This is a genomic window from uncultured Maribacter sp. (assembly GCF_947500405.1).
Taxonomy (GTDB): domain Bacteria; phylum Bacteroidota; class Bacteroidia; order Flavobacteriales; family Flavobacteriaceae; genus Maribacter_B.
Map to the genome: position 1 here is coordinate 435,304 of NZ_CANMRY010000003.1, position 17,262 is coordinate 452,565.

The window sequence follows — 17,262 nt, forward strand, 5'->3', positions numbered from 1 at the left end:
AATATGAGCGAAGATAAATTGCAACAACCATTAGATACCGAAACCTTTAATAGGATTCGCAAATGGTATTTGCTTGCCTTATCTGCAATAGCACTTACGGTTATTATAGCGCAAATATTAATACAAACAAATATTAATACCCAACTAGACGATTCTAGAATAATAAATATTGCAGGTAGGCAGCGGGCTTTTAGTCAAAAACTAGTAAAGGAAATATTGCTTTTAAAAGAGGTGAAAAATGAAAGTGAAAAAGACCAAATTATTGGAGAAATAAAAACTACTTTATCTAAATGGACTGCTTCTCATAAAGCATTACAATTTGGCGACAAAGAAATGGATATTGTTGTTGAAAACTACAGCCCAATTAAAGAACTATTTAAAGATTTAAACCCGCACCATAATGCAATGGTAAGTGCCATTACTAAAATTCTTAAAGCAGCAAATACTCCCAACTACCACACCACAAAAGAATACCAAGAAAACACCTCTATCTTACTAAAAAAAGAAAGAATTTTTCTTAACATAATGGACACTATTGTTAATACGTATGATAAACAAAGTAGAAAGGAACTTCAAAAATTAAAAAACAAAGAATATCTACTTTTAGCTTTTTCTTTATTAATTCTATTTCTAGAAATGGTTTTTATTTTTAGACCTCTTTCTATCCAAATTAGAAATAGTATTTCTAAGTTAATGAAACACAAATTAATATCAGATAAAAATGCTTCTCAAATACAAAAACTGTATGATGAGAAAGAAAAGTCTTTACAAGAGCTTCAAGAATTAAATTTTGTAATTGATAATGCTGCCTTATTTGCAAGTGCTAGAGAAGACGGTAGTATTGTTTTTATTAGTAAAAAATTTATTACCCTACTTGGGTGTTCTCATGAAGATTTAAAAAAACCACTTCAAGAACTTTTAACTACAGATCAAGGGCAACAAAAGTATTTAAAAGAGATTTTAAAAAGCAATAAAAAGAATAGCATAAGAAATGAAGAAATAAAAATTACTACTACAGGTAAAACCATTTGGTTAGACATTTCTATAATTCCTATGTACCAATCTAGCAGGCAACAAAGTGTTTTAATTTTATGTTCTGATATTACTGAAAGAAAAAAACACTTAATGCAAGTTGAAAAACTTACAAAAGAAAATTATGAAGAAAGAATACTTCAAAAAAAGAGACAAGCAAGCCAAATAGTAGAAGGACAGGAAGAAGAACGCAAACGTATTGCCAAAGATATTCATGACGGTATAGGGCAAATGTTAACAGCTTTACGATTTAATATAGAATCTATTGACCTAGAAAATCAAGAAAAAGCGAAAGAAAAAATCATCTATTTAAAAGAATTAACTTCTGACTTAATAAAAGGGGTGCGTACTGCCACTTTTAATTTAACACCGCCAGAATTAAGTGATCATGGTATATTACCTGCACTACAAAAAATGACCACAGAACTTTCTAGATTAACTGGAAAAAACATTCTTTTTGATAACAAAACTGAAAGTAATTTTCGGTTTGATTCTCTAGCAGAAACCAATATTTATAGAGTTACACAAGAGGCCATAAATAATGCCATAAAATACGCAGAATCTAACTATATTTTACTAACCATAAATTATACTGACCATATTTTAAGTGTAGTAATAGACGATGATGGTAAAGGTTTTGACCCTGTTATTTTAAAGGAAGCCCCTAAAAATAATAGTGATGGTGGCATGGGGTTATTTTTTATGAAAGAAAGAATAAGTTATATTAATGGCAGATTGTTTATAAACTCTATTCCAGAAGAAGGCACTAGAATAACTATAAACTACAAAACAGATAAAGAAGATTAAAAATGGAGCGTAACGAGTTATATCCCATATTTTTAAAAGTATCGGAACTTAGTATTTTGGTTGTTGGCGGGGGTAATGTTGGTTTAGAAAAACTTACTTTTTTATTAAAGTCAAGTCCTAATGCAAAAGTAGAAATGGTTTCTATAGATTTTTTAGATAAAACACTTGCCTTAGCAAAAAAACATCATGTAAAGATTATTAAAGATGCTTATCATGAGAAATATTTAAAAGGGAAGCATATAGCTATAGCTACTACAGACAAGGTTACTGTTAATGAGCAAGTATACCATGATTGTAGAGAAAGAAGCATTCTTGTTAATGTTGCCGATAATCCACCATTTTGCGACTTTTATATGGGAGGCATTGTTACAAAAGGGAATGTAAAAGTTGCAATTTCTACAAACGGAAAATCGCCTACCACAGCAAAAAGATTACGACAATTCTTTGAAGATGTTATTCCTGATAATATAGATGACTTAGTAAAAAATCTTAATGAATTTAGGAAAACTATTAAAGGAGATTTTGAAGAAAAAGTAGAAACATTAAATGAATTTACTAAAGGTTTAGTAAGTAAAAAAGATACTAATGAAAATTAGAATAAGAGGAAATTCTGTACGTCTTAGACTTACAAAAACAGAAGTAGACAGTTTAGCAAAAACAGGTTCATTTTCAGAAAAAATTGTATTTCCAGACAATACACTAATCTACACAATTACTGCTAAAGAAGTTATAAATACGATGGAGGCTTCTTATCTAGAGAACACAATTACCATCTATATACCAAAAAAAGATTGTTTAGAATGGCCTACCAATACTATAATTGGCCATAAACACACTCTAAAAATTGATGCTGCAAATTCATTATCTATACTTGTAGAAAAAGATTTTGTTTGTATGGATGAAACCGTAGAGGATCAATCCGATAACTATCCTAACCCCAAAGCATTAATTTAATTTTTTACAAACTCTTCTTACAATAACAAATTTCATACAATAAGCGTTAGTTTTTTTATTTTTAAAATATTCTTGCGTCAATATCTTATTCATAAATATTTATACTCCTTTGGTAACAACAATAGAGCATAAACACATCATAACGTGATGGTTTTTCCTTCTATTTTACTAAAAAACAGTGTTTTTAGGCAATAAGTGAGAACTTACTTACGTAAAGTAAAATCATCTTATAAAGTAATTTTTATATTGCGCAATTATTAACACTAACCATTAATTACATAAAAAAGTACTATGGTGCTTCTGTAATAATTTTACAATTGTTACAGAAACTTATGTATAAAAAAATATATCTGGTTTAAACTAGATTTTTGAAATTTTGAAACTTATAATAAAAATTTTAATGGTCGATGACCATCCAATAATCCTAAAAGGTTATGAACTGTCATTAAATGAATTTAGTGATAATTATGTATTTGAATTTTACAAAGCACAAAATAGTGTAGAAGCTATAAATTTAATTGAACAAAATGAACCAGATTTTTTTCATATAGTTTTCTTAGATATACGCTTACCAGTTAATAATGATTATGCTTTAATAAATGGTGAAGATTTAGGAATTAAAATTAGAAAAACAATAAACTCTAAAATTATTGTTTTAAGCTCTATAGGAGATACCCAAAGAATATACAGCATTCTTAATAATTTAGAGCCAGATGGATATATTATTAAAACAGAAACAACTCCAGAAATATTACTAGATGCTATTGATGCTGTTCTAAATGATAGAAACTACTTTTCTAGCAAAATTAAAAAACTAAAGAATGTTCAAAACTCGGAGAACCCTACTCTAGATGTTTATGACATTAAAATTTTATACTTTTTATCGGTTGGTGAAAAAATGAAGAATTTACCAGATTTTGTACACCTATCTATTGCTAGTATAGAAAGGCGTAAAAAGAAAATAAAGGCTTATTTTGGAAACAAAGAAGCCTCAGATAGGGAGCTTATTGAAACTGCTAAAGAAAAAGGGTTTATATAGTTTATAAAATTATTTCTCCTTACAATTTTCCTCCATAAGACAAATCTCCAGAGTCTCCTAAACCAGGAATAATATAACCTTTGGAATTAAGCTCAGAATCTATATCAGCAATCCAAAGATGCGTATTTTCAGGAAATACATTTTCAATAAAATTTACACCTTCTTCTGATCCTATTACCGCAACAATATGTATTTGTTCTGGTGTACCATGAGTTTCTAATGCCTTTAAAACATTCTCTAATGTTTTACCTGTTGCCAACATTGGGTCTGCTAAAATCAAAGTCTTTTTTTCTATAGAAGGAGCTGCTAAATATTTTACAATTACATCAAAATTATCTTTCCCATCTGGATGATGTCTATATGCTGATATAAATGCATTTTCCGCATCATCAAAATAATTTAATATTCCTTGGTGTAAAGGTAATCCTGCACGCATAATGGAACAAAGAACAATATTATCTATACATTTTGATGTGTTTTTTATACCTAAAGGAGTTTGCACTTCTGTAGCTTCAAAATGTAAAGTTTTGCTTAACTCATAACTTAAAACCTCTCCAATACGCTCTATATTTTTTCGAAAACGCATGGTATCTTTCTGAATAGTGCTATCTCTTATTTCTGTTATAAATTTGCTTAAAATCGAATTTTCTAAAGCAAGGTGATGTATGATCATAAGGCATTTAAATTTCGCTTACTAAATTACAGATTTATACTGGTAAAGTATGTTGCTATAACTTACTTTTGAATACATACTATGGATTCACTCACACAAATTGTATTAGGAGCAGCAGTTGGCGAAGTTGTTTTAGGAAAAAAAATTGGAAATAAGGCAATGCTTTATGGTGCCATTGCTGGTACTATTCCAGATTTAGATGTATTTGCTTCCTACTTTACAGATACTGTTTCAGCGTTAGAAATTCATCGCGGATTTACGCATTCTATTTTATTTTCTATTGTTTTTGCGCCAATATTTGGTTGGCTAGTTTCTAGATATGAAAAACATAAAGACATTAATGCATGGTCTTGGTTATTCTTTTGGGCTTTTATAACGCATCCAATGTTAGATGCGCATACCACCTGGGGAACGCAACTATTTTGGCCCTTAGATCTACGATTAGCCTTTAAAAACATATTTGTTATTGACCCTTTGTATACATTACCGTTTTTAATATTTTTATTACTAGCAATGCGACAAAAGCGTACTACAAAAAAACGCGGTTATTATAATAGAATGGGGTTACTGGTAAGTTCTGGTTATTTGCTACTAACACTTTTACTAAAATGGATTGCTTTTAATAAATTTAAAGATGCCTTAGAAAAACAAAATATAGCGTATCTACAATTAGACACAAGACCATCTGCTTTAAATACTATTTTGTGGAGCGCAAATGTAAAAACTAAGGATAATTATTTATTAGGAAACTATTCTTTTTTTGATTCCCAACCAATCCGGTTTGAAACTTACCCCAAAAACCATCATCTTTTAAAAAACTTAGTTGAAGATACGAGTGTACAACGAATGATTGCTATTTCTGAGGGCTGGTATATTATCCAAAAAAATGATAACAATTTATATTTTAATGATTTACGATTTGGTCTTTTAAGCTTAGAGCCAAACTCGCAAAATTTTGTTTTTAAGTATAAGATTACTGTAAAGGATTCTAACAAAGTTATGTTTACTGAAGTTCCAAAAAATTCTAAGAATGGGAAAAAATTACTTAGCGATTTATGGGGCCGATTAAAAGGAAACTAATTAATCTTATTGTAAAGCAATTTTGCTAAAATTAGACCTACAACTCCGCCTAATGCAGAAACTACTATATTTATAACTAGTCGTAAACCTACAAAATCTTCGTTATTCATTATAGACCAAGGGTCAAAGCCTAATCTTCCAAAAGATTTAATTAAAAATACACTTCCAAAAACGCCGGCTATGGTATTACCCATGATACCAAAGGAATATTTTTTAACTGTATACCCAAAACTATTAGCAGCTATTATTCCTACTAGAATACTAATTAATGCTATTAGCGTACCTGTCATACCAGAATATTAATGCCCATAATCCATAGTATCAATTTTACCTCCCATTAATCTTTTTTGAATAATCATGTAAACAAAAAGAAGTATAAAACCTATTATTCCCCAATTTAGAGCAACAGACAAACCATATTCTGTAGCAGCAGTATTATATATAGTTAAAGGCTCATTTACCGTATTTACAGAAGGTAACAACACTGGAAATAAAGATGCTAAGGATGATGTAATTCCTCCTAATATCAGCAAAGTAGATAGTGTAAAAGCATACACATCTTTCTTTAATTTTTTAATAAAAAACAGTCCTATTAAACCAGTAAGGTAAATAATAGGAAATACCATTAAATAGGGTTTCTGTATAAAATTATCAAAGGAATTTGGGTTAATAATTTTCCAAACAATTAAAGAGAAAATGGTAAGTGCAGCAAGTACAATATTTAGTCTTAAAATTACACCTTTAAGTTTATTATTTATAGTTGAGTTTGTTTTTAAAATAATCCAATTGGCCCCATGAATTGTTAAAGCAACTACAGATATTATTCCTATAATAATGGTGAACCAATCTATAACTCCAGGAGTTTTGCTTAACGGACTAAAACTACTATCCCATAATGGTAGGAAAAAATAATGTGCTTCATATTCTGAAATTCCTTTCTCAACCCCACCTAAATTTACACCTCTAACAATATTACCCAGAGCAATACCAAAAAATAAAGCTAGTAATAGACTAGAAACTCCAAAAGAAGCATCCCAAATATCTTTCCACATTTGAAACTTAAATTGACCTCTAAGTTCTAATCCTATTGCTCTAAAAATAATTAACCACAAAACTAAAATTAAAGGCAAATAAAAGCCGCTAAATACAGATGCATAAAAGGTTGGAAAAGCCATAAAAAGCATTCCTCCTGCGGCTACTAACCAAACCTCATTAGAATCCCAAAATAAACCTGCAGCTTTTGTAATTACTTCTTTGTCTTTCTCTTCTTTTGCAAAGAATAAATGAATTATTCCTGTTCCAAAATCATATCCATCTAAAATAAAAAACATTGTTAAAACAACTGCTATTGCTATGTACCAAAATAGTTCCATAATTTAATGTGTTTGGTGTTTTGGACCTTCGTTAATAGTTTTTCCTACCAAGACTAAAAATAATAATCCTAGAAGCATATACAGGGCTACAAAACCTAGTAAAGTAAATAATGTATTCCCAGAAGAAACTGTGGGAGAAATACCTTCGGTTGTTCTTAACAAACCGTAAACCAAATATGGTTGCCTTCCTAACTCTGCAGTGTACCAACCTGTAAGATTAGCTATATAAGGAAAAGGAACTAAAAACATAATAGTCCATAATAGTGGCTTTAATGTATATAATTTTTTTCGCCACAAAAAGAAAGCCGACAAAAACATAACCCCAATAAAAATAGTTCCTAAACCAACCATTATATGATAAGAATAATAGAGAGCCGGAATGTTATCTGGCAATTCTTCCTTTTTAAAATGGTCCATTCCTGGAATTTGCCTATCCCATTCTTGGTAGGTTAAAAAGCTCAATATATTAGGTACTGCTATTTTATTATCCAACTTTTTTTCTACCATATTGGGCTGCCCAATAAGTACAATCTCTGCTCCTGCTTCTTCTGTTTCAAAAATTCCTTCCATAGCAGCAAAAGACGCTGGTTGGTATTTTGCAACGTTTTTTGCATTCCAATCTCCTGTTGGGAAAGCTACTAAAAGGCTAGATATTAATCCAAAAATTACTCCTGTTTTTAAAAACAGTTTTCCGTATTCTGTTTGTTTATTTCTTAACACATAAAAAGCACCTATACTTGCTACAACAAAAGAAGAGGTTACAACGGATGCCAATTGGTTATGCAAAAAAGCAGGTATGAGCCATGGATTACTGAATAATGCCGAAAAATTCTCTAAAACAAATTTACCATTATCTAAAATTTCGTACCCTACTGGGTGTTGCATCCAAGCATTGGTTGCCAAAATAAACCAACCACTAGCCCAGGAGCCTAAAAAAACTAAAAAACCTGTTAGAAAATGTAGCTTTTGCCCCATTAACTTTTCTCCAAAAATAAAAAGTGCTAAAAATGAAGATTCTAAAAAGAAAGAAAACATTCCTTCCATTGCTAAAGTCTGCCCTATTACACTACCTGTTAATTCTGAAAACTTTGCCCAATTGGTACCAAATTGAAATTCCATAGGAATTCCCGTTACCACTCCCATAGTAAAATTTATGGCAAAAATTTTCATGAAAAACTTAGCAGCATCATTATACTTCTCAATATTATTCCTTAGGTATTTCCCTTTAAAAAAGACTATCAACAAAGACAATCCCATGGTTAATTGCGGAAATATGTAGTGAAATGTGATAGTAAAAGCAAATTGCAACCTATCATAAAAAAGCATGTCTTCCATACTAAAGAAATTTATTGAAGCTTATTTCATTTAAACAATTGCAAGGTACTCCATAGAACTAAAAAAGGAAATTATTATAGCATAAAAAAGGCGAAACATTTGTTTCACCTTTAACAAAATTTAGTTTTAAAAAATTACTCATTTATTGCTTTTTATTTTACAAGTACTTATTCCAAAAATTCTATACAACGGGCAAAAACTTACAAAACCTGTAACAATAAAAATTATAGATAAAGTAATAAGTAGATATGCTAAAGTTCCGCCTATTACATTTGTATAATATAATGCTAAAACTACTCCTGCAATAATAAAACGAATAATACGGTCTGTGGTATTCATATTTTTTTTCATACTATTAAATTTTAGTTTAAACTTTTATAACTTCCAATTAGAATATCCTCCTTGTAAATCGTAAATTTTCTCAAAACCCATATCGGCTAATTTGTGAGATGCTTTTTTACTGCGCGCTCCAGAGCGGCAATAAATATATAATGGCTCTTTTTTATCTATCTTCTTAAAATAACTAGTAAAACTATATTGATTAAAAAAATCTACATTCATTGCGTTTTCTATGTGTCCCTGTCCAAATTCATTGGGAGTCCTAACATCAATAATCTGGACTTTTTTATCAGAAATAGCAGATTTAAAAGATGTTTTATGTAACACCTCAACAATCCCTGAATAATCTTTCTTTGCGCCAAACAAACTACGTAATAATGACATATTATATTTTTAAAATAAATAAGTTAACAAAAGGAAACGATTATTTTTCCATAACCGCTTCCTTAAACAACCAACCAAGATGCATCCAAATTGTACTATTTAAACACTATGTAAATTTAGGTTATGAAATTGTATACTACGGTAACATATGTTACATTGGAAAAGAAAAAATTATAATTCTACTAAACGAATATGATTTCTATTTAGCTCTATTTTACCCATGTTTTCTAGCTTTTTAAGAAGTCTAGAAACTACCACCCTAGAAGTGTGTAGTTCATAAGCTATTTCTTGGTGGGTATTATGTATACTATTATTATGTGTAACTCTTGCTTTATCTTTAAGGTACTTTAGCAAACGCTCATCCATTTTTAGAAAAGCAATACTATCTACCGTCTCCATAACTTCATTTAAACGGTTATGATAACTATTTAAAACAAAAGCGCGCCAGCTAGTATATTTAGCCATCCATTCTTCCATTTTTTGAACAGGAATCATAAGTAACTTAACCTGTGTTTCTGTAACTGCCCTAATCTCACTTTTAGATTGTCCTATGCAACAGCTTAAGGTCATGGCACAAGTATCTCCATTCTCTAAAAAATAAAGTAACAATTCATCCCCATTAGTATCCTCTCTAAATATTTTTATTACTCCAGATAATAGTAAAGGCATAGATTTAATATAATCTCCTATCTCTATTATCTTAAAATTTTCTGGAATTTCTTTAAAGGTAGCCACTTGGTTAATTTCATTAATTAAACCTTCTTCAAAAACGTCTTTGTAGTTATCCTTTAATTCTTGAATCATTTTGCCTTTCCCTTTTTACTTTAGACGCAATATCTTTATCATAATTAAAAAAAATATTGGCCCAAATTGACTTTGAAACTGCACCTATATATGGCATAGTTACTAGTAACCCTATAATAATACTAATAAAGGTAAAAAAAAGGTTAAACTCTAAGTTAAAAATTTGAATTAATACATAAACTGCTACAGCAACAGCAATACCAACACCGTAGGAAACATACATAGAGCCATAGTAAAAGCTAGGTTCTATACTATATTTTAAATTACAACAAGGGCAGTTTTTTTTAACCTTATTAAAGTTATTTATTTTATAAGGGTTAGCCTCCAAAAAAATACCTTCATGGCACCTTGGACATTTTAGAAATAAAATACTGTAAAGTTTTGTTCCCTTAAAAGACATCGTATTCTTTTACCTACGAAAATAGCCTTTTACGCTAACTATAAAAGTAACAAATGTTACACTATTCTTTTTGTGTTTGCGTACTAAACGTGCTCTCAAAAATTTTATCTGCATTTGCAGATTCAAAACCTTCTCTTCTTTGCTCTCTTGTTAATTTAGAAGGATCTATACTTGCAAATTCTGGTAAAGGCAAGCGTTCTGCAAACTCTACGTAACTACCAGATATTTTGGCTTTTTTATGGTTAGAGAACTCTGCGTCTATCATTTTAGCAACAGTACTACTTTGCTTTAAAAGTCCGTCTGCACTAGTTTTAATTTTTCCGCCAGCAGTATTTAAACGTACCCCTATAGATTCTATAAAATCATTAAACTTGGCTACGGTATTATAGGCTTCTGGCAACTCATGTACGCTAATTGTATAATGGTTTAAATAATACCTGTTATAGATTACCCAAGAAGCATATTCGCTCTCTGCAAGTAGTGTTTTATAATCTTCTAAAGAAGGTAATTGCCAAAGCGATTTATAAAAGAAGTCTCCTACTTCCTCTGCAATATTTAAATCTAATTTATCTACCGGATCTATAGTAATATTTTTAGTATATTTTAAGATAACGCCTTGTACATTCTTTGACAAATCTTTTACACGTAACTCACTAATAAATATTCGTGGATATTCTGGAGAAGGTGGTGCATACCAGTAAGCATCTAGTTTTTTTTCTTCAAAAAAAAAGTAATCTTCTTTAGTATACCCGTAATGCAAAAATATTTTTTCAAAAGAGTTTACCCCTAAATTAGGAACACCTAAAGTTCTAAAAGCTATATGGTCATTTACAATATCTTCTTGACTTGTTATAAGACCATTACTAACCATTGCAGCTGTTATTTTACTAACATCTGGCACACGCTCTAAATATGGCTTAAACAAGCCTTCTAAAACGTTACCTAACCCACTTTTTTTATCAAAATTCATAATAGCATATTTTTTGCATCTATATCTCTTAAAATTAATAGTACTTTTAATTAATAACAATTCTTATTAATTATTAAATGATAAGTATTACTAATCAAATAGAGTTAAGACAACTTCGCTATTTTATTATTTTAGCAGAAATTTTACATTTTAGAAAAGCTGCCGAGGTTTTATCTATTTCACAATCGGCCTTAAGTCAGCAAATACTTCTTTTAGAATCTATTGTTGGAACAAAACTTTTTGAACGTAATAATAGAAATGTATCTTTAAATACCTCTGGGGAATTATTTTTAATTGAAGCTAAGAAAATAATAAAACAAGTAGATTCTTCTGTTCAAAATTGGATATTACAAAATGAAGGAAAAAAAGGAGCTTTAAAAATAGGTTTTGTAGCATCGGCAATGCAACAATATTTGCCTCCTATTTTAAAATCTTTTGATGATGAACATCCTAAAATAAAACTACAGCTAGAAGAGCTAACTAATATTGACCAATTAAAACATCTAGAAGATAACACTATAGATATTGGTTTTATGCGTTCTAATAAAGTAAACGCTAACATACTATTAAAACCAATTTTTAAAGAACATTTTACCTTAGTTTTACCACAGGATTACGCTATAAATACATCTAACTTTAAAACTATAAAACAACTTTCTGAGGCTTCATTTATACTTTTCCCAAACGAAAATAGCCCGTTATACTACCAGCAAATACTAAACTTATGTGCAGAACATGGTTTTAGTCCAAAAGTCTCGCACAAATCTATACATGCCCCTACAATTTTTAGATTGGTAGAAAACGGCATGGGTATTTCTATCATCCCAAATTCTTTACGAGATAACTTTAATTATAAAGTACAGTATATAGAACTTAAAAATATTCCGCAGAAAACAGAGCTTTATGCTGCTTGGCATAAAAATAATGACAACCCAGGATTAAAGCACCTTTTAACTTTAATTTAAGTAATAAAAGCTTCAGCATAGCCTTTTATACTTGCGTTTTATATTGTAAAATAGTTATGATTAGACTAGGTATATAGTTGTGAGAATTAATGAATTTGAAACAGGAAAGTATAACCAAAATGTAGCAACTTAAAGCTCGTAATTAATAAACCTCTTTTTTGTTGCAAGTACAGAGGAATACTCAATTTATACCGACTGTCGGTCTTCCGTATAAGATTAGATTTCATTCCCTTGATGATAAGAAATAATAAAAAAGAGACCGTCTTTAGACAGCCTCTTTTAAAAAATTATTTTCTTACCGTTTTTACTAGTGCAAGTGCCGTTTTTACGTCTTGCTCTAATTTAGCATAATCTTTATTTGCTATAATTTCTTTTGAAATTAATTTAGACCCCATACCAACACATGTAACACCGGCATCAAACCAACCTCTTAAATTTTCTTCCGTCGGAGAAACTCCTCCTGTAGGCATAACACTTGTCCATGGTTGCGGGCCTTTAATTCCTTTTACAAACTGTGGTCCGTAAATATCGCCAGGAAATAATTTAACGATTTCACAACCTAATTCCTCTGCTCTAGTAATTTCTGTTAAAGTACCACAACCTGGAGACCATAATACTTTTTTACGGTTACAAGCAATTGCAATATCTTCTCTTAAAACTGGAGTTACAATAAAGTTAGCTCCTAAAGCCATATATAATGAAGCAGCTGCTCCATCAGTTACAGAACCAACTCCCATAATCATACCAGGTAATTCTGCAATTGCATATTTTGTTAACTCACCAAAAACTTCGTGAGCAAAATCTCCACGAGCAGTAAACTCCATTAAACGAGCTCCACCATCGTAACAAGCTTTTAAAACTTTTTTGCTTAACTCTATATCATTATGAAAAAATAAAGGAATCATCCCAGTTTCTTTCATAACACTAGCTACTTCTATTCTTGAATATTGTGCCATATCTTTTTTTATGTATAAATCCTCCCCAATTAAGAAGAGGATTTGTTATTTTAAATTTAAAAACTTATCTAGCAACACGGCCAGAAGCATCACCACCCATAAGTTTTTCAACTTCTGAAACAGTAGCTAAGTTGGCATCACCTTTAATTGTGTGTTTTAAGCAAGATGCCGCAACAGCAAAATCAAGTGCGTTTTGGTCATCCTCTGGGTATTTTAATAATCCGTAGATTAATCCTCCCATGAAAGAATCGCCACCACCTACTCTATCTACTATATCCGTAATTTGGTATTGACGCGTTTGGAATAATGTTTTACCATCATATAATACTCCTGCCCATGTATTATGAGAAGCCGAAATAGAACCACGTAATGTAGTAATTACTTTTTTAGCTTTCGGGAATTTTTTCATCATTTGCTCACAAACAGATAAGAAAGCTTCTGCTTTTACATTATGCCCTTCTGTTTGTACACTAATCCCTTCTGGCTTAATACCAAAATGCATTTCTGCATCTTCTTCATTTCCTAAAACTATATCACAGTAAGAAGTTATCTCGGTCATAATAGCCTCTCTATGCGCATCATCACAGAAATTCCAAAGCTTAGCTCTATAGTTTAAATCTGTAGAAATTGTTATTCCTTTTGCACTAGCAGCTTTTACTGCTTCTAAACATACATCCGCAGCTCCTTGCGAAATTGCAGGAGTAATGCCCGTCCAATGAAACCATTCTACATCTTCAAAAACAGCATCCCAATCAATCATTCCTGATTCTATTTCAGAAATAGCAGAATGCGCTCTATCATAAACTACTTTACTACCTCTACTTACTGCTCCTGTTTCTAAGAAATAAATCCCTAAACGGTCTCCACCATATATAATTTTATCTACACCAACACCACGCTTACGCATTTCCATTAATGCACATTCACCAATATCATTCTTTGGCAAACGAGTTACAAAATCTACAGGAACACCATAATTAGCTAATGATACTGCAACATTAGATTCTCCTCCACCATAAACAACATCAAAGTTATTTGCTTGTGAAAATCTTAAAAATCCTTGAGGTGCTAATCTTAGCATTATCTCTCCGAAGGTTACTACTTTTTTCATCTGATTTTAAATTGATTAAAGTTTTTAAAAAATATTTAAGTTTTAACAACTATCATAATTTTATATTTTTTCTAAAGAATCAACACTATGCGAGGTAAAGGTTCCATTGAAAATTGATTTAATTTACTTACTATATCTTAAAATCTTCTAATGTTGCATTTCAAATAAAGACAGAAGTAAGTTTCTTTTAGCAAAAAAGTTTCAGAGTCTCAAAAGCTATGCATTTCACATTCATTAGACTCTTTTATTTAAAATTTGATAATTTATGCAAATGTATATTACCAAATAAAGAATTCCTACCACAAAAACGACCAATAGTAATACTATTTTTGCCATAAACAACAGATAACCGTTAATTTTGTTTTATATTGTTAAGATTAGCGGGCAGTATCTAAGTAAATACTATGAAATTACACCTTATAAGTAGAGACAACCTTGAGAATACCTCTTTTACAGTTACTAGACATAACGAACCTTCTTTTTTAAAAGTTTGGCATTACCATCCGGAGTTAGAATTGGTTTTAACCTTAAAAAGTACTGGAACAAGATTTGTTGGCGATAGTATTAAAAAATTTGAAGAAGGTGACCTTGTTTTAATTGGAAAGAACCTTCCACACATGTGGGTTAATGATGATTATTATTTTGAAGCAAATTCTGGCCTAATGGCCGAAGACATTGTTATCCATTTTAAAGAAGAATTTTTAGGAAAAGATTTTTTTGAAGCCAAAGAAATGAAACCTATTGGAAAACTTTTAGAAAAAGCAAAATTTGGAATTAAATTTATAGATGTAGACTCTTCTATACCCGAAAAAATTGAAAACATTTCTTCATTAAATAGTTTTGAAAGAACTATAGAATTATTAAAAATTTTAAACAATCTTGCATCACATAATAATTATGAAGTACTATCTAGTGAAGGGTACATTAAGGCCTTTAACAAAACAAAAAATGTAACATTAGACAATACGTACGTATATATATTTGAAAATTTTAATAAACCTATTTCCTTAGAAGATGTTGCCAATGTTGCAAATATGAACCCCTCTGCATTTAGCAGGTATTTTAAACGTATTAATAGAAAAACCTTTTCCAGGTATTTAAATGAAGTACGTATAGGCTATGCATGTAACCAACTTATAGAACAAAGAGGAAATATTGCAAGTATTTGTTATGAATCTGGCTTTAATAACATCTCCAATTTTAACCGACAATTTAAAAATATTACAAACAAAACACCTTCAGAATATTTAAAGCATTTTACATATACTAATTAACACATTCCTATAAATTAAACAACCCTGGCAACCATAAACTTAATTGAGGAAAATAGGTTACCAAAAATAATGCAATTATCATTGCTACAAAGAGCGGTAATAATGGCTTTACCACCTTTTCTATGGTTGTCTGCGCCACACCAACGCCAACAAATAAGACCGAGCCAACTGGTGGTGTACATAAACCAATACATAAATTAAGAATCATTATTATTCCAAAATGCACCGGATCTAAGCCCAATTTAGTAACCACTGGTAAAAATATTGGTGTAAAAATTAGTACTGCTGGCGTCATATCCATAAATATTCCAACTACTAATAATAGTAAGTTTATGATAAGAAGTATCATAATTTTATTATCACTTAGTCCTAATAATCCTGTACTAATATCTTGCGGAATATTCTCATAGGAAAGCGCCCAAGACATACTCATGGAAGCTCCAATTAACAACATAACAATTGCAGTGGTAGCAGAAGAGTCTAATAAAATTTGAGGTAGACTTTTAAATGAAATTTCTTTATAGACAAAACCAAGAATTAAACTATATAAAACTGCTATGGCAGAAGCTTCTGTTGCTGTAAAAATACCGGTTACAATACCTCCAATAACAACAACTAACATAAATAAGCTAGGTAAAGCAGTAATAAAAGTTTTAAAAATCTCTCTAAGGCTACTCCTCTTTCCCACATTATATCCTTTCTTCTTAGCCCAAAAAGAGGCTACTATCATTAAAAACAATCCTGTTAGTATTCCAGGGATATATCCTGCTAAAAATAAAGCAGCTATAGATGCACCTCCACTTGCTAGTGAGTAAACAATTAAAACATTACTAGGAGGAATAATTAACCCGGTAGTAGCCGAAGTTATATTTACTGCCGCTCCAAATTCTTTAGAGTATCCTTCTTTTTCCATTTCTGGTCCTAAAATACTTCCCATTGCAGAAGCCGATGCCATTGCAGAGCCTGCAATAGCTCCCATTAGCATTGCCGAAATAACATTTATTAAAGCTAACCCTCCTGGAAGAGCTCCAACTATTGTTTTTGCAAATGCAATTAACCTATGTGCTATACCTCCTTTATTCATTAACTCTCCAGAGAGAACAAAAAACGGTATGGCAAGCAACGAAAAACTATCCAAACCAGTACCTATACGTTGCGCTACTGTAGTAAAAGCAGGCATTGCAGGTATACTCACAAGCATTGTTAACAGTGAAGAAATGGTTATACTCCATGCTACTGGTGTCCCAATAGCTAATAAACCAACAAAACTAATTACTAAAACAAGAATTGGAAAATACTCCATGCTATTTATTTTTTAAGATGTCTGAAATTTTATAATAGATAATTAATATGCCACTAATTGGCAATACCATGTATACTAAAGCTAATGGCACTTGTAATGCGGGAGAATATTGTTGCAAAACATAAGTAATATATACAAGTCTAGCTCCACCTATTACAAATGCAAAAAGACAAAAAAGTATAATTAATATTTTTACAATTAGGTTTAATTTACCTTGCTTTTTCTTTGATAGTTTAGATGGTAAAACATCTATAGCAACATGTTTATTCTTACCAGATACATAAGCTGCTCCTAAAACGCCAACCCATATCATAAGGTATCTTGCTAATTCATCTGTAAAAGAACTTGGCGCGCCAAGAAAATATCTACTAAACACTTGCCACAAAACATTTATAACCATAATACTCATTATCAGTATTAAGATTTTTCCTAATATTTTATCTATTTTATCTCTTAGTTCCAT

20 protein-coding genes are annotated in these 17,262 nt (G+C 30.6%); 7 read left to right on the forward strand and 13 right to left on the reverse strand.

The features are described from left to right. Positions 1–3 precede the first annotated feature (3 nt). The 4 genes from Q0945_RS06240 (at position 4) to Q0945_RS06255 (ending at position 3,832) form a co-directional block, all read left to right on the forward strand. Complete coding sequence (locus Q0945_RS06240) at positions 4–1,839, forward strand: PAS domain-containing protein (protein WP_299432150.1); 1,836 nt, start codon at positions 4–6, stop codon at positions 1,837–1,839. Positions 1,840–1,841: 2 nt separating this feature from the next. Continuing rightward, positions 1,842–2,435, forward strand: a complete 594-nt coding sequence (locus Q0945_RS06245) for a bifunctional precorrin-2 dehydrogenase/sirohydrochlorin ferrochelatase (RefSeq protein WP_299432153.1) — start codon at positions 1,842–1,844, stop codon at positions 2,433–2,435. Beyond that, complete coding sequence (locus Q0945_RS06250) at positions 2,425–2,793, forward strand: hypothetical protein (RefSeq protein ID WP_299432155.1); 369 nt, start codon at positions 2,425–2,427, stop codon at positions 2,791–2,793. The genes Q0945_RS06245 and Q0945_RS06250 overlap by 11 nt, the downstream gene beginning before the upstream one ends. Before the next feature lie 376 nt (positions 2,794–3,169). Then, positions 3,170–3,832 carry a response regulator gene (locus tag Q0945_RS06255; RefSeq protein ID WP_299432158.1) on the forward strand — a complete coding sequence of 221 codons (663 nt, stop codon included), beginning with the start codon at positions 3,170–3,172 and terminating at the stop codon, positions 3,830–3,832. A 19-nt stretch (positions 3,833–3,851) separates the two neighbouring features. On the opposite strand, the gene upp is transcribed toward Q0945_RS06255, so the two are convergent. Next, positions 3,852–4,505 (reverse strand): uracil phosphoribosyltransferase, encoded by a 654-nt coding sequence (gene upp, locus Q0945_RS06260; protein ID WP_299432161.1) that lies wholly within the window; start codon positions 4,503–4,505, stop codon positions 3,852–3,854. Positions 4,506–4,586: 81 nt separating this feature from the next. Between upp and Q0945_RS06265 the strand changes: the two genes are divergently transcribed. Next, the gene (locus tag Q0945_RS06265) at positions 4,587–5,585 is read left to right on the forward strand and encodes a metal-dependent hydrolase (protein WP_299432163.1); all 999 of its coding nucleotides are present in this window, start codon (positions 4,587–4,589) and stop codon (positions 5,583–5,585) included. Here the strand turns inward: Q0945_RS06265 and Q0945_RS06270 are convergent. The 8 genes from Q0945_RS06270 to Q0945_RS06305 all read right to left on the reverse strand — a co-directional run bounded on the left by Q0945_RS06270 (position 5,582) and on the right by Q0945_RS06305 (position 11,190). Further along, positions 5,582–5,875: a hypothetical protein gene (locus Q0945_RS06270; protein WP_299432166.1), complete on the reverse strand. Its 294-nt coding sequence runs from the start codon at positions 5,873–5,875 to the stop codon at positions 5,582–5,584. The genes Q0945_RS06265 and Q0945_RS06270 overlap by 4 nt on opposite strands. Positions 5,876–5,884: 9 nt before the next feature. Next, a complete protein-coding gene (gene cydB / locus Q0945_RS06275) occupies positions 5,885–6,958 on the reverse strand; it encodes a cytochrome d ubiquinol oxidase subunit II (protein WP_299432169.1) in 1,074 nt (357 codons plus the stop codon). 3 nt (positions 6,959–6,961) lie between these two features. Further along, the gene (locus Q0945_RS06280) at positions 6,962–8,293 is read right to left on the reverse strand and encodes a cytochrome ubiquinol oxidase subunit I (RefSeq protein WP_299432172.1); all 1,332 of its coding nucleotides are present in this window, start codon (positions 8,291–8,293) and stop codon (positions 6,962–6,964) included. A 138-nt stretch (positions 8,294–8,431) separates the two neighbouring features. Beyond that, positions 8,432–8,644, reverse strand: coding sequence for a DUF2892 domain-containing protein (locus Q0945_RS06285; protein ID WP_299432175.1), 213 nt, complete (start codon positions 8,642–8,644; stop codon positions 8,432–8,434). Positions 8,645–8,668: 24 nt separating this feature from the next. Then, positions 8,669–9,016 carry a rhodanese-like domain-containing protein gene (locus Q0945_RS06290; protein WP_299432178.1) on the reverse strand — a complete coding sequence of 116 codons (348 nt, stop codon included), beginning with the start codon at positions 9,014–9,016 and terminating at the stop codon, positions 8,669–8,671. 171 nt (positions 9,017–9,187) lie between these two features. After that, positions 9,188–9,820 carry a Crp/Fnr family transcriptional regulator gene (locus Q0945_RS06295; RefSeq protein ID WP_299432181.1) on the reverse strand — a complete coding sequence of 211 codons (633 nt, stop codon included), beginning with the start codon at positions 9,818–9,820 and terminating at the stop codon, positions 9,188–9,190. Beyond that, positions 9,798–10,220, reverse strand: coding sequence for a DUF983 domain-containing protein (locus tag Q0945_RS06300; RefSeq protein ID WP_299432184.1), 423 nt, complete (start codon positions 10,218–10,220; stop codon positions 9,798–9,800). Before Q0945_RS06300 ends, Q0945_RS06295 begins: the two co-directional genes overlap by 23 nt. Positions 10,221–10,281: 61 nt before the next feature. After that, entirely contained in the window at positions 10,282–11,190 is a 909-nt protein-coding gene (locus Q0945_RS06305; RefSeq protein ID WP_299432187.1) for a DUF1338 domain-containing protein, read from the reverse strand. A 77-nt stretch (positions 11,191–11,267) separates the two neighbouring features. On the opposite strand from Q0945_RS06305, the gene Q0945_RS06310 reads away from it, so the two are divergent. Continuing rightward, positions 11,268–12,155 (forward strand): LysR substrate-binding domain-containing protein, encoded by an 888-nt coding sequence (locus Q0945_RS06310; RefSeq protein ID WP_299432190.1) that lies wholly within the window; start codon positions 11,268–11,270, stop codon positions 12,153–12,155. A 287-nt stretch (positions 12,156–12,442) separates the two neighbouring features. On the opposite strand, the gene Q0945_RS06315 is transcribed toward Q0945_RS06310, so the two are convergent. Both Q0945_RS06315 and Q0945_RS06320 read right to left on the reverse strand, forming a co-directional pair. Beyond that, entirely contained in the window at positions 12,443–13,111 is a 669-nt protein-coding gene (locus tag Q0945_RS06315) for a bifunctional 4-hydroxy-2-oxoglutarate aldolase/2-dehydro-3-deoxy-phosphogluconate aldolase (protein WP_299432193.1), read from the reverse strand. A gap of 64 nt (positions 13,112–13,175) precedes the next feature. Next, positions 13,176–14,222, reverse strand: a complete 1,047-nt coding sequence (locus Q0945_RS06320; RefSeq protein ID WP_299432196.1) for a sugar kinase — start codon at positions 14,220–14,222, stop codon at positions 13,176–13,178. Positions 14,223–14,626: 404 nt separating this feature from the next. Here Q0945_RS06320 and Q0945_RS06325 point away from each other — a divergent pair, with 404 nt between their 5' ends. After that, entirely contained in the window at positions 14,627–15,496 is an 870-nt protein-coding gene (locus Q0945_RS06325; RefSeq protein ID WP_299432199.1) for an AraC family transcriptional regulator, read from the forward strand. 7 nt (positions 15,497–15,503) lie between these two features. Here Q0945_RS06325 and Q0945_RS06330 read toward each other — a convergent pair whose 3' ends face one another. Both Q0945_RS06330 and Q0945_RS06335 read right to left on the reverse strand, forming a co-directional pair. Next, entirely contained in the window at positions 15,504–16,799 is a 1,296-nt protein-coding gene (locus Q0945_RS06330) for a TRAP transporter large permease (protein WP_299432202.1), read from the reverse strand. A gap of 1 nt (position 16,800) precedes the next feature. After that, positions 16,801–17,262: a TRAP transporter small permease gene (locus Q0945_RS06335; protein ID WP_299432205.1), complete on the reverse strand. Its 462-nt coding sequence runs from the start codon at positions 17,260–17,262 to the stop codon at positions 16,801–16,803.

Excerpts from the sequence above, each read along its gene's own strand:
- Q0945_RS06240 (WP_299432150.1), top strand. The coding sequence starts at position 4 with ATGAGCGAAGATAAATTGCAACAACCATTAGATACCGAAACCTTTAAT.
- Q0945_RS06245 (WP_299432153.1), top strand. The coding sequence starts at position 1,842 with ATGGAGCGTAACGAGTTATATCCCATATTTTTAAAAGTATCGGAACTT.
- Q0945_RS06250 (WP_299432155.1), top strand. The coding sequence starts at position 2,425 with ATGAAAATTAGAATAAGAGGAAATTCTGTACGTCTTAGACTTACAAAA.
- upp (WP_299432161.1), bottom strand. The coding sequence starts at position 4,505 with ATGATCATACATCACCTTGCTTTAGAAAATTCGATTTTAAGCAAATTT.
- Q0945_RS06265 (WP_299432163.1), top strand. The coding sequence starts at position 4,587 with ATGGATTCACTCACACAAATTGTATTAGGAGCAGCAGTTGGCGAAGTT.
- Q0945_RS06270 (WP_299432166.1), bottom strand. The coding sequence starts at position 5,875 with ATGACAGGTACGCTAATAGCATTAATTAGTATTCTAGTAGGAATAATA.
- cydB (WP_299432169.1), bottom strand. The coding sequence starts at position 6,958 with ATGGAACTATTTTGGTACATAGCAATAGCAGTTGTTTTAACAATGTTT.
- Q0945_RS06280 (WP_299432172.1), bottom strand. The coding sequence starts at position 8,293 with ATGGAAGACATGCTTTTTTATGATAGGTTGCAATTTGCTTTTACTATC.
- Q0945_RS06285 (WP_299432175.1), bottom strand. The coding sequence starts at position 8,644 with ATGAAAAAAAATATGAATACCACAGACCGTATTATTCGTTTTATTATT.
- Q0945_RS06290 (WP_299432178.1), bottom strand. The coding sequence starts at position 9,016 with ATGTCATTATTACGTAGTTTGTTTGGCGCAAAGAAAGATTATTCAGGG.
- Q0945_RS06295 (WP_299432181.1), bottom strand. The coding sequence starts at position 9,820 with ATGATTCAAGAATTAAAGGATAACTACAAAGACGTTTTTGAAGAAGGT.
- Q0945_RS06300 (WP_299432184.1), bottom strand. The coding sequence starts at position 10,220 with ATGTCTTTTAAGGGAACAAAACTTTACAGTATTTTATTTCTAAAATGT.
- Q0945_RS06305 (WP_299432187.1), bottom strand. The coding sequence starts at position 11,190 with ATGAATTTTGATAAAAAAAGTGGGTTAGGTAACGTTTTAGAAGGCTTG.
- Q0945_RS06310 (WP_299432190.1), top strand. The coding sequence starts at position 11,268 with ATGATAAGTATTACTAATCAAATAGAGTTAAGACAACTTCGCTATTTT.
- Q0945_RS06315 (WP_299432193.1), bottom strand. The coding sequence starts at position 13,111 with ATGGCACAATATTCAAGAATAGAAGTAGCTAGTGTTATGAAAGAAACT.
- Q0945_RS06320 (WP_299432196.1), bottom strand. The coding sequence starts at position 14,222 with ATGAAAAAAGTAGTAACCTTCGGAGAGATAATGCTAAGATTAGCACCT.
- Q0945_RS06325 (WP_299432199.1), top strand. The coding sequence starts at position 14,627 with ATGAAATTACACCTTATAAGTAGAGACAACCTTGAGAATACCTCTTTT.
- Q0945_RS06330 (WP_299432202.1), bottom strand. The coding sequence starts at position 16,799 with ATGGAGTATTTTCCAATTCTTGTTTTAGTAATTAGTTTTGTTGGTTTA.
- Q0945_RS06335 (WP_299432205.1), bottom strand. The coding sequence starts at position 17,262 with ATGGAACTAAGAGATAAAATAGATAAAATATTAGGAAAAATCTTAATA.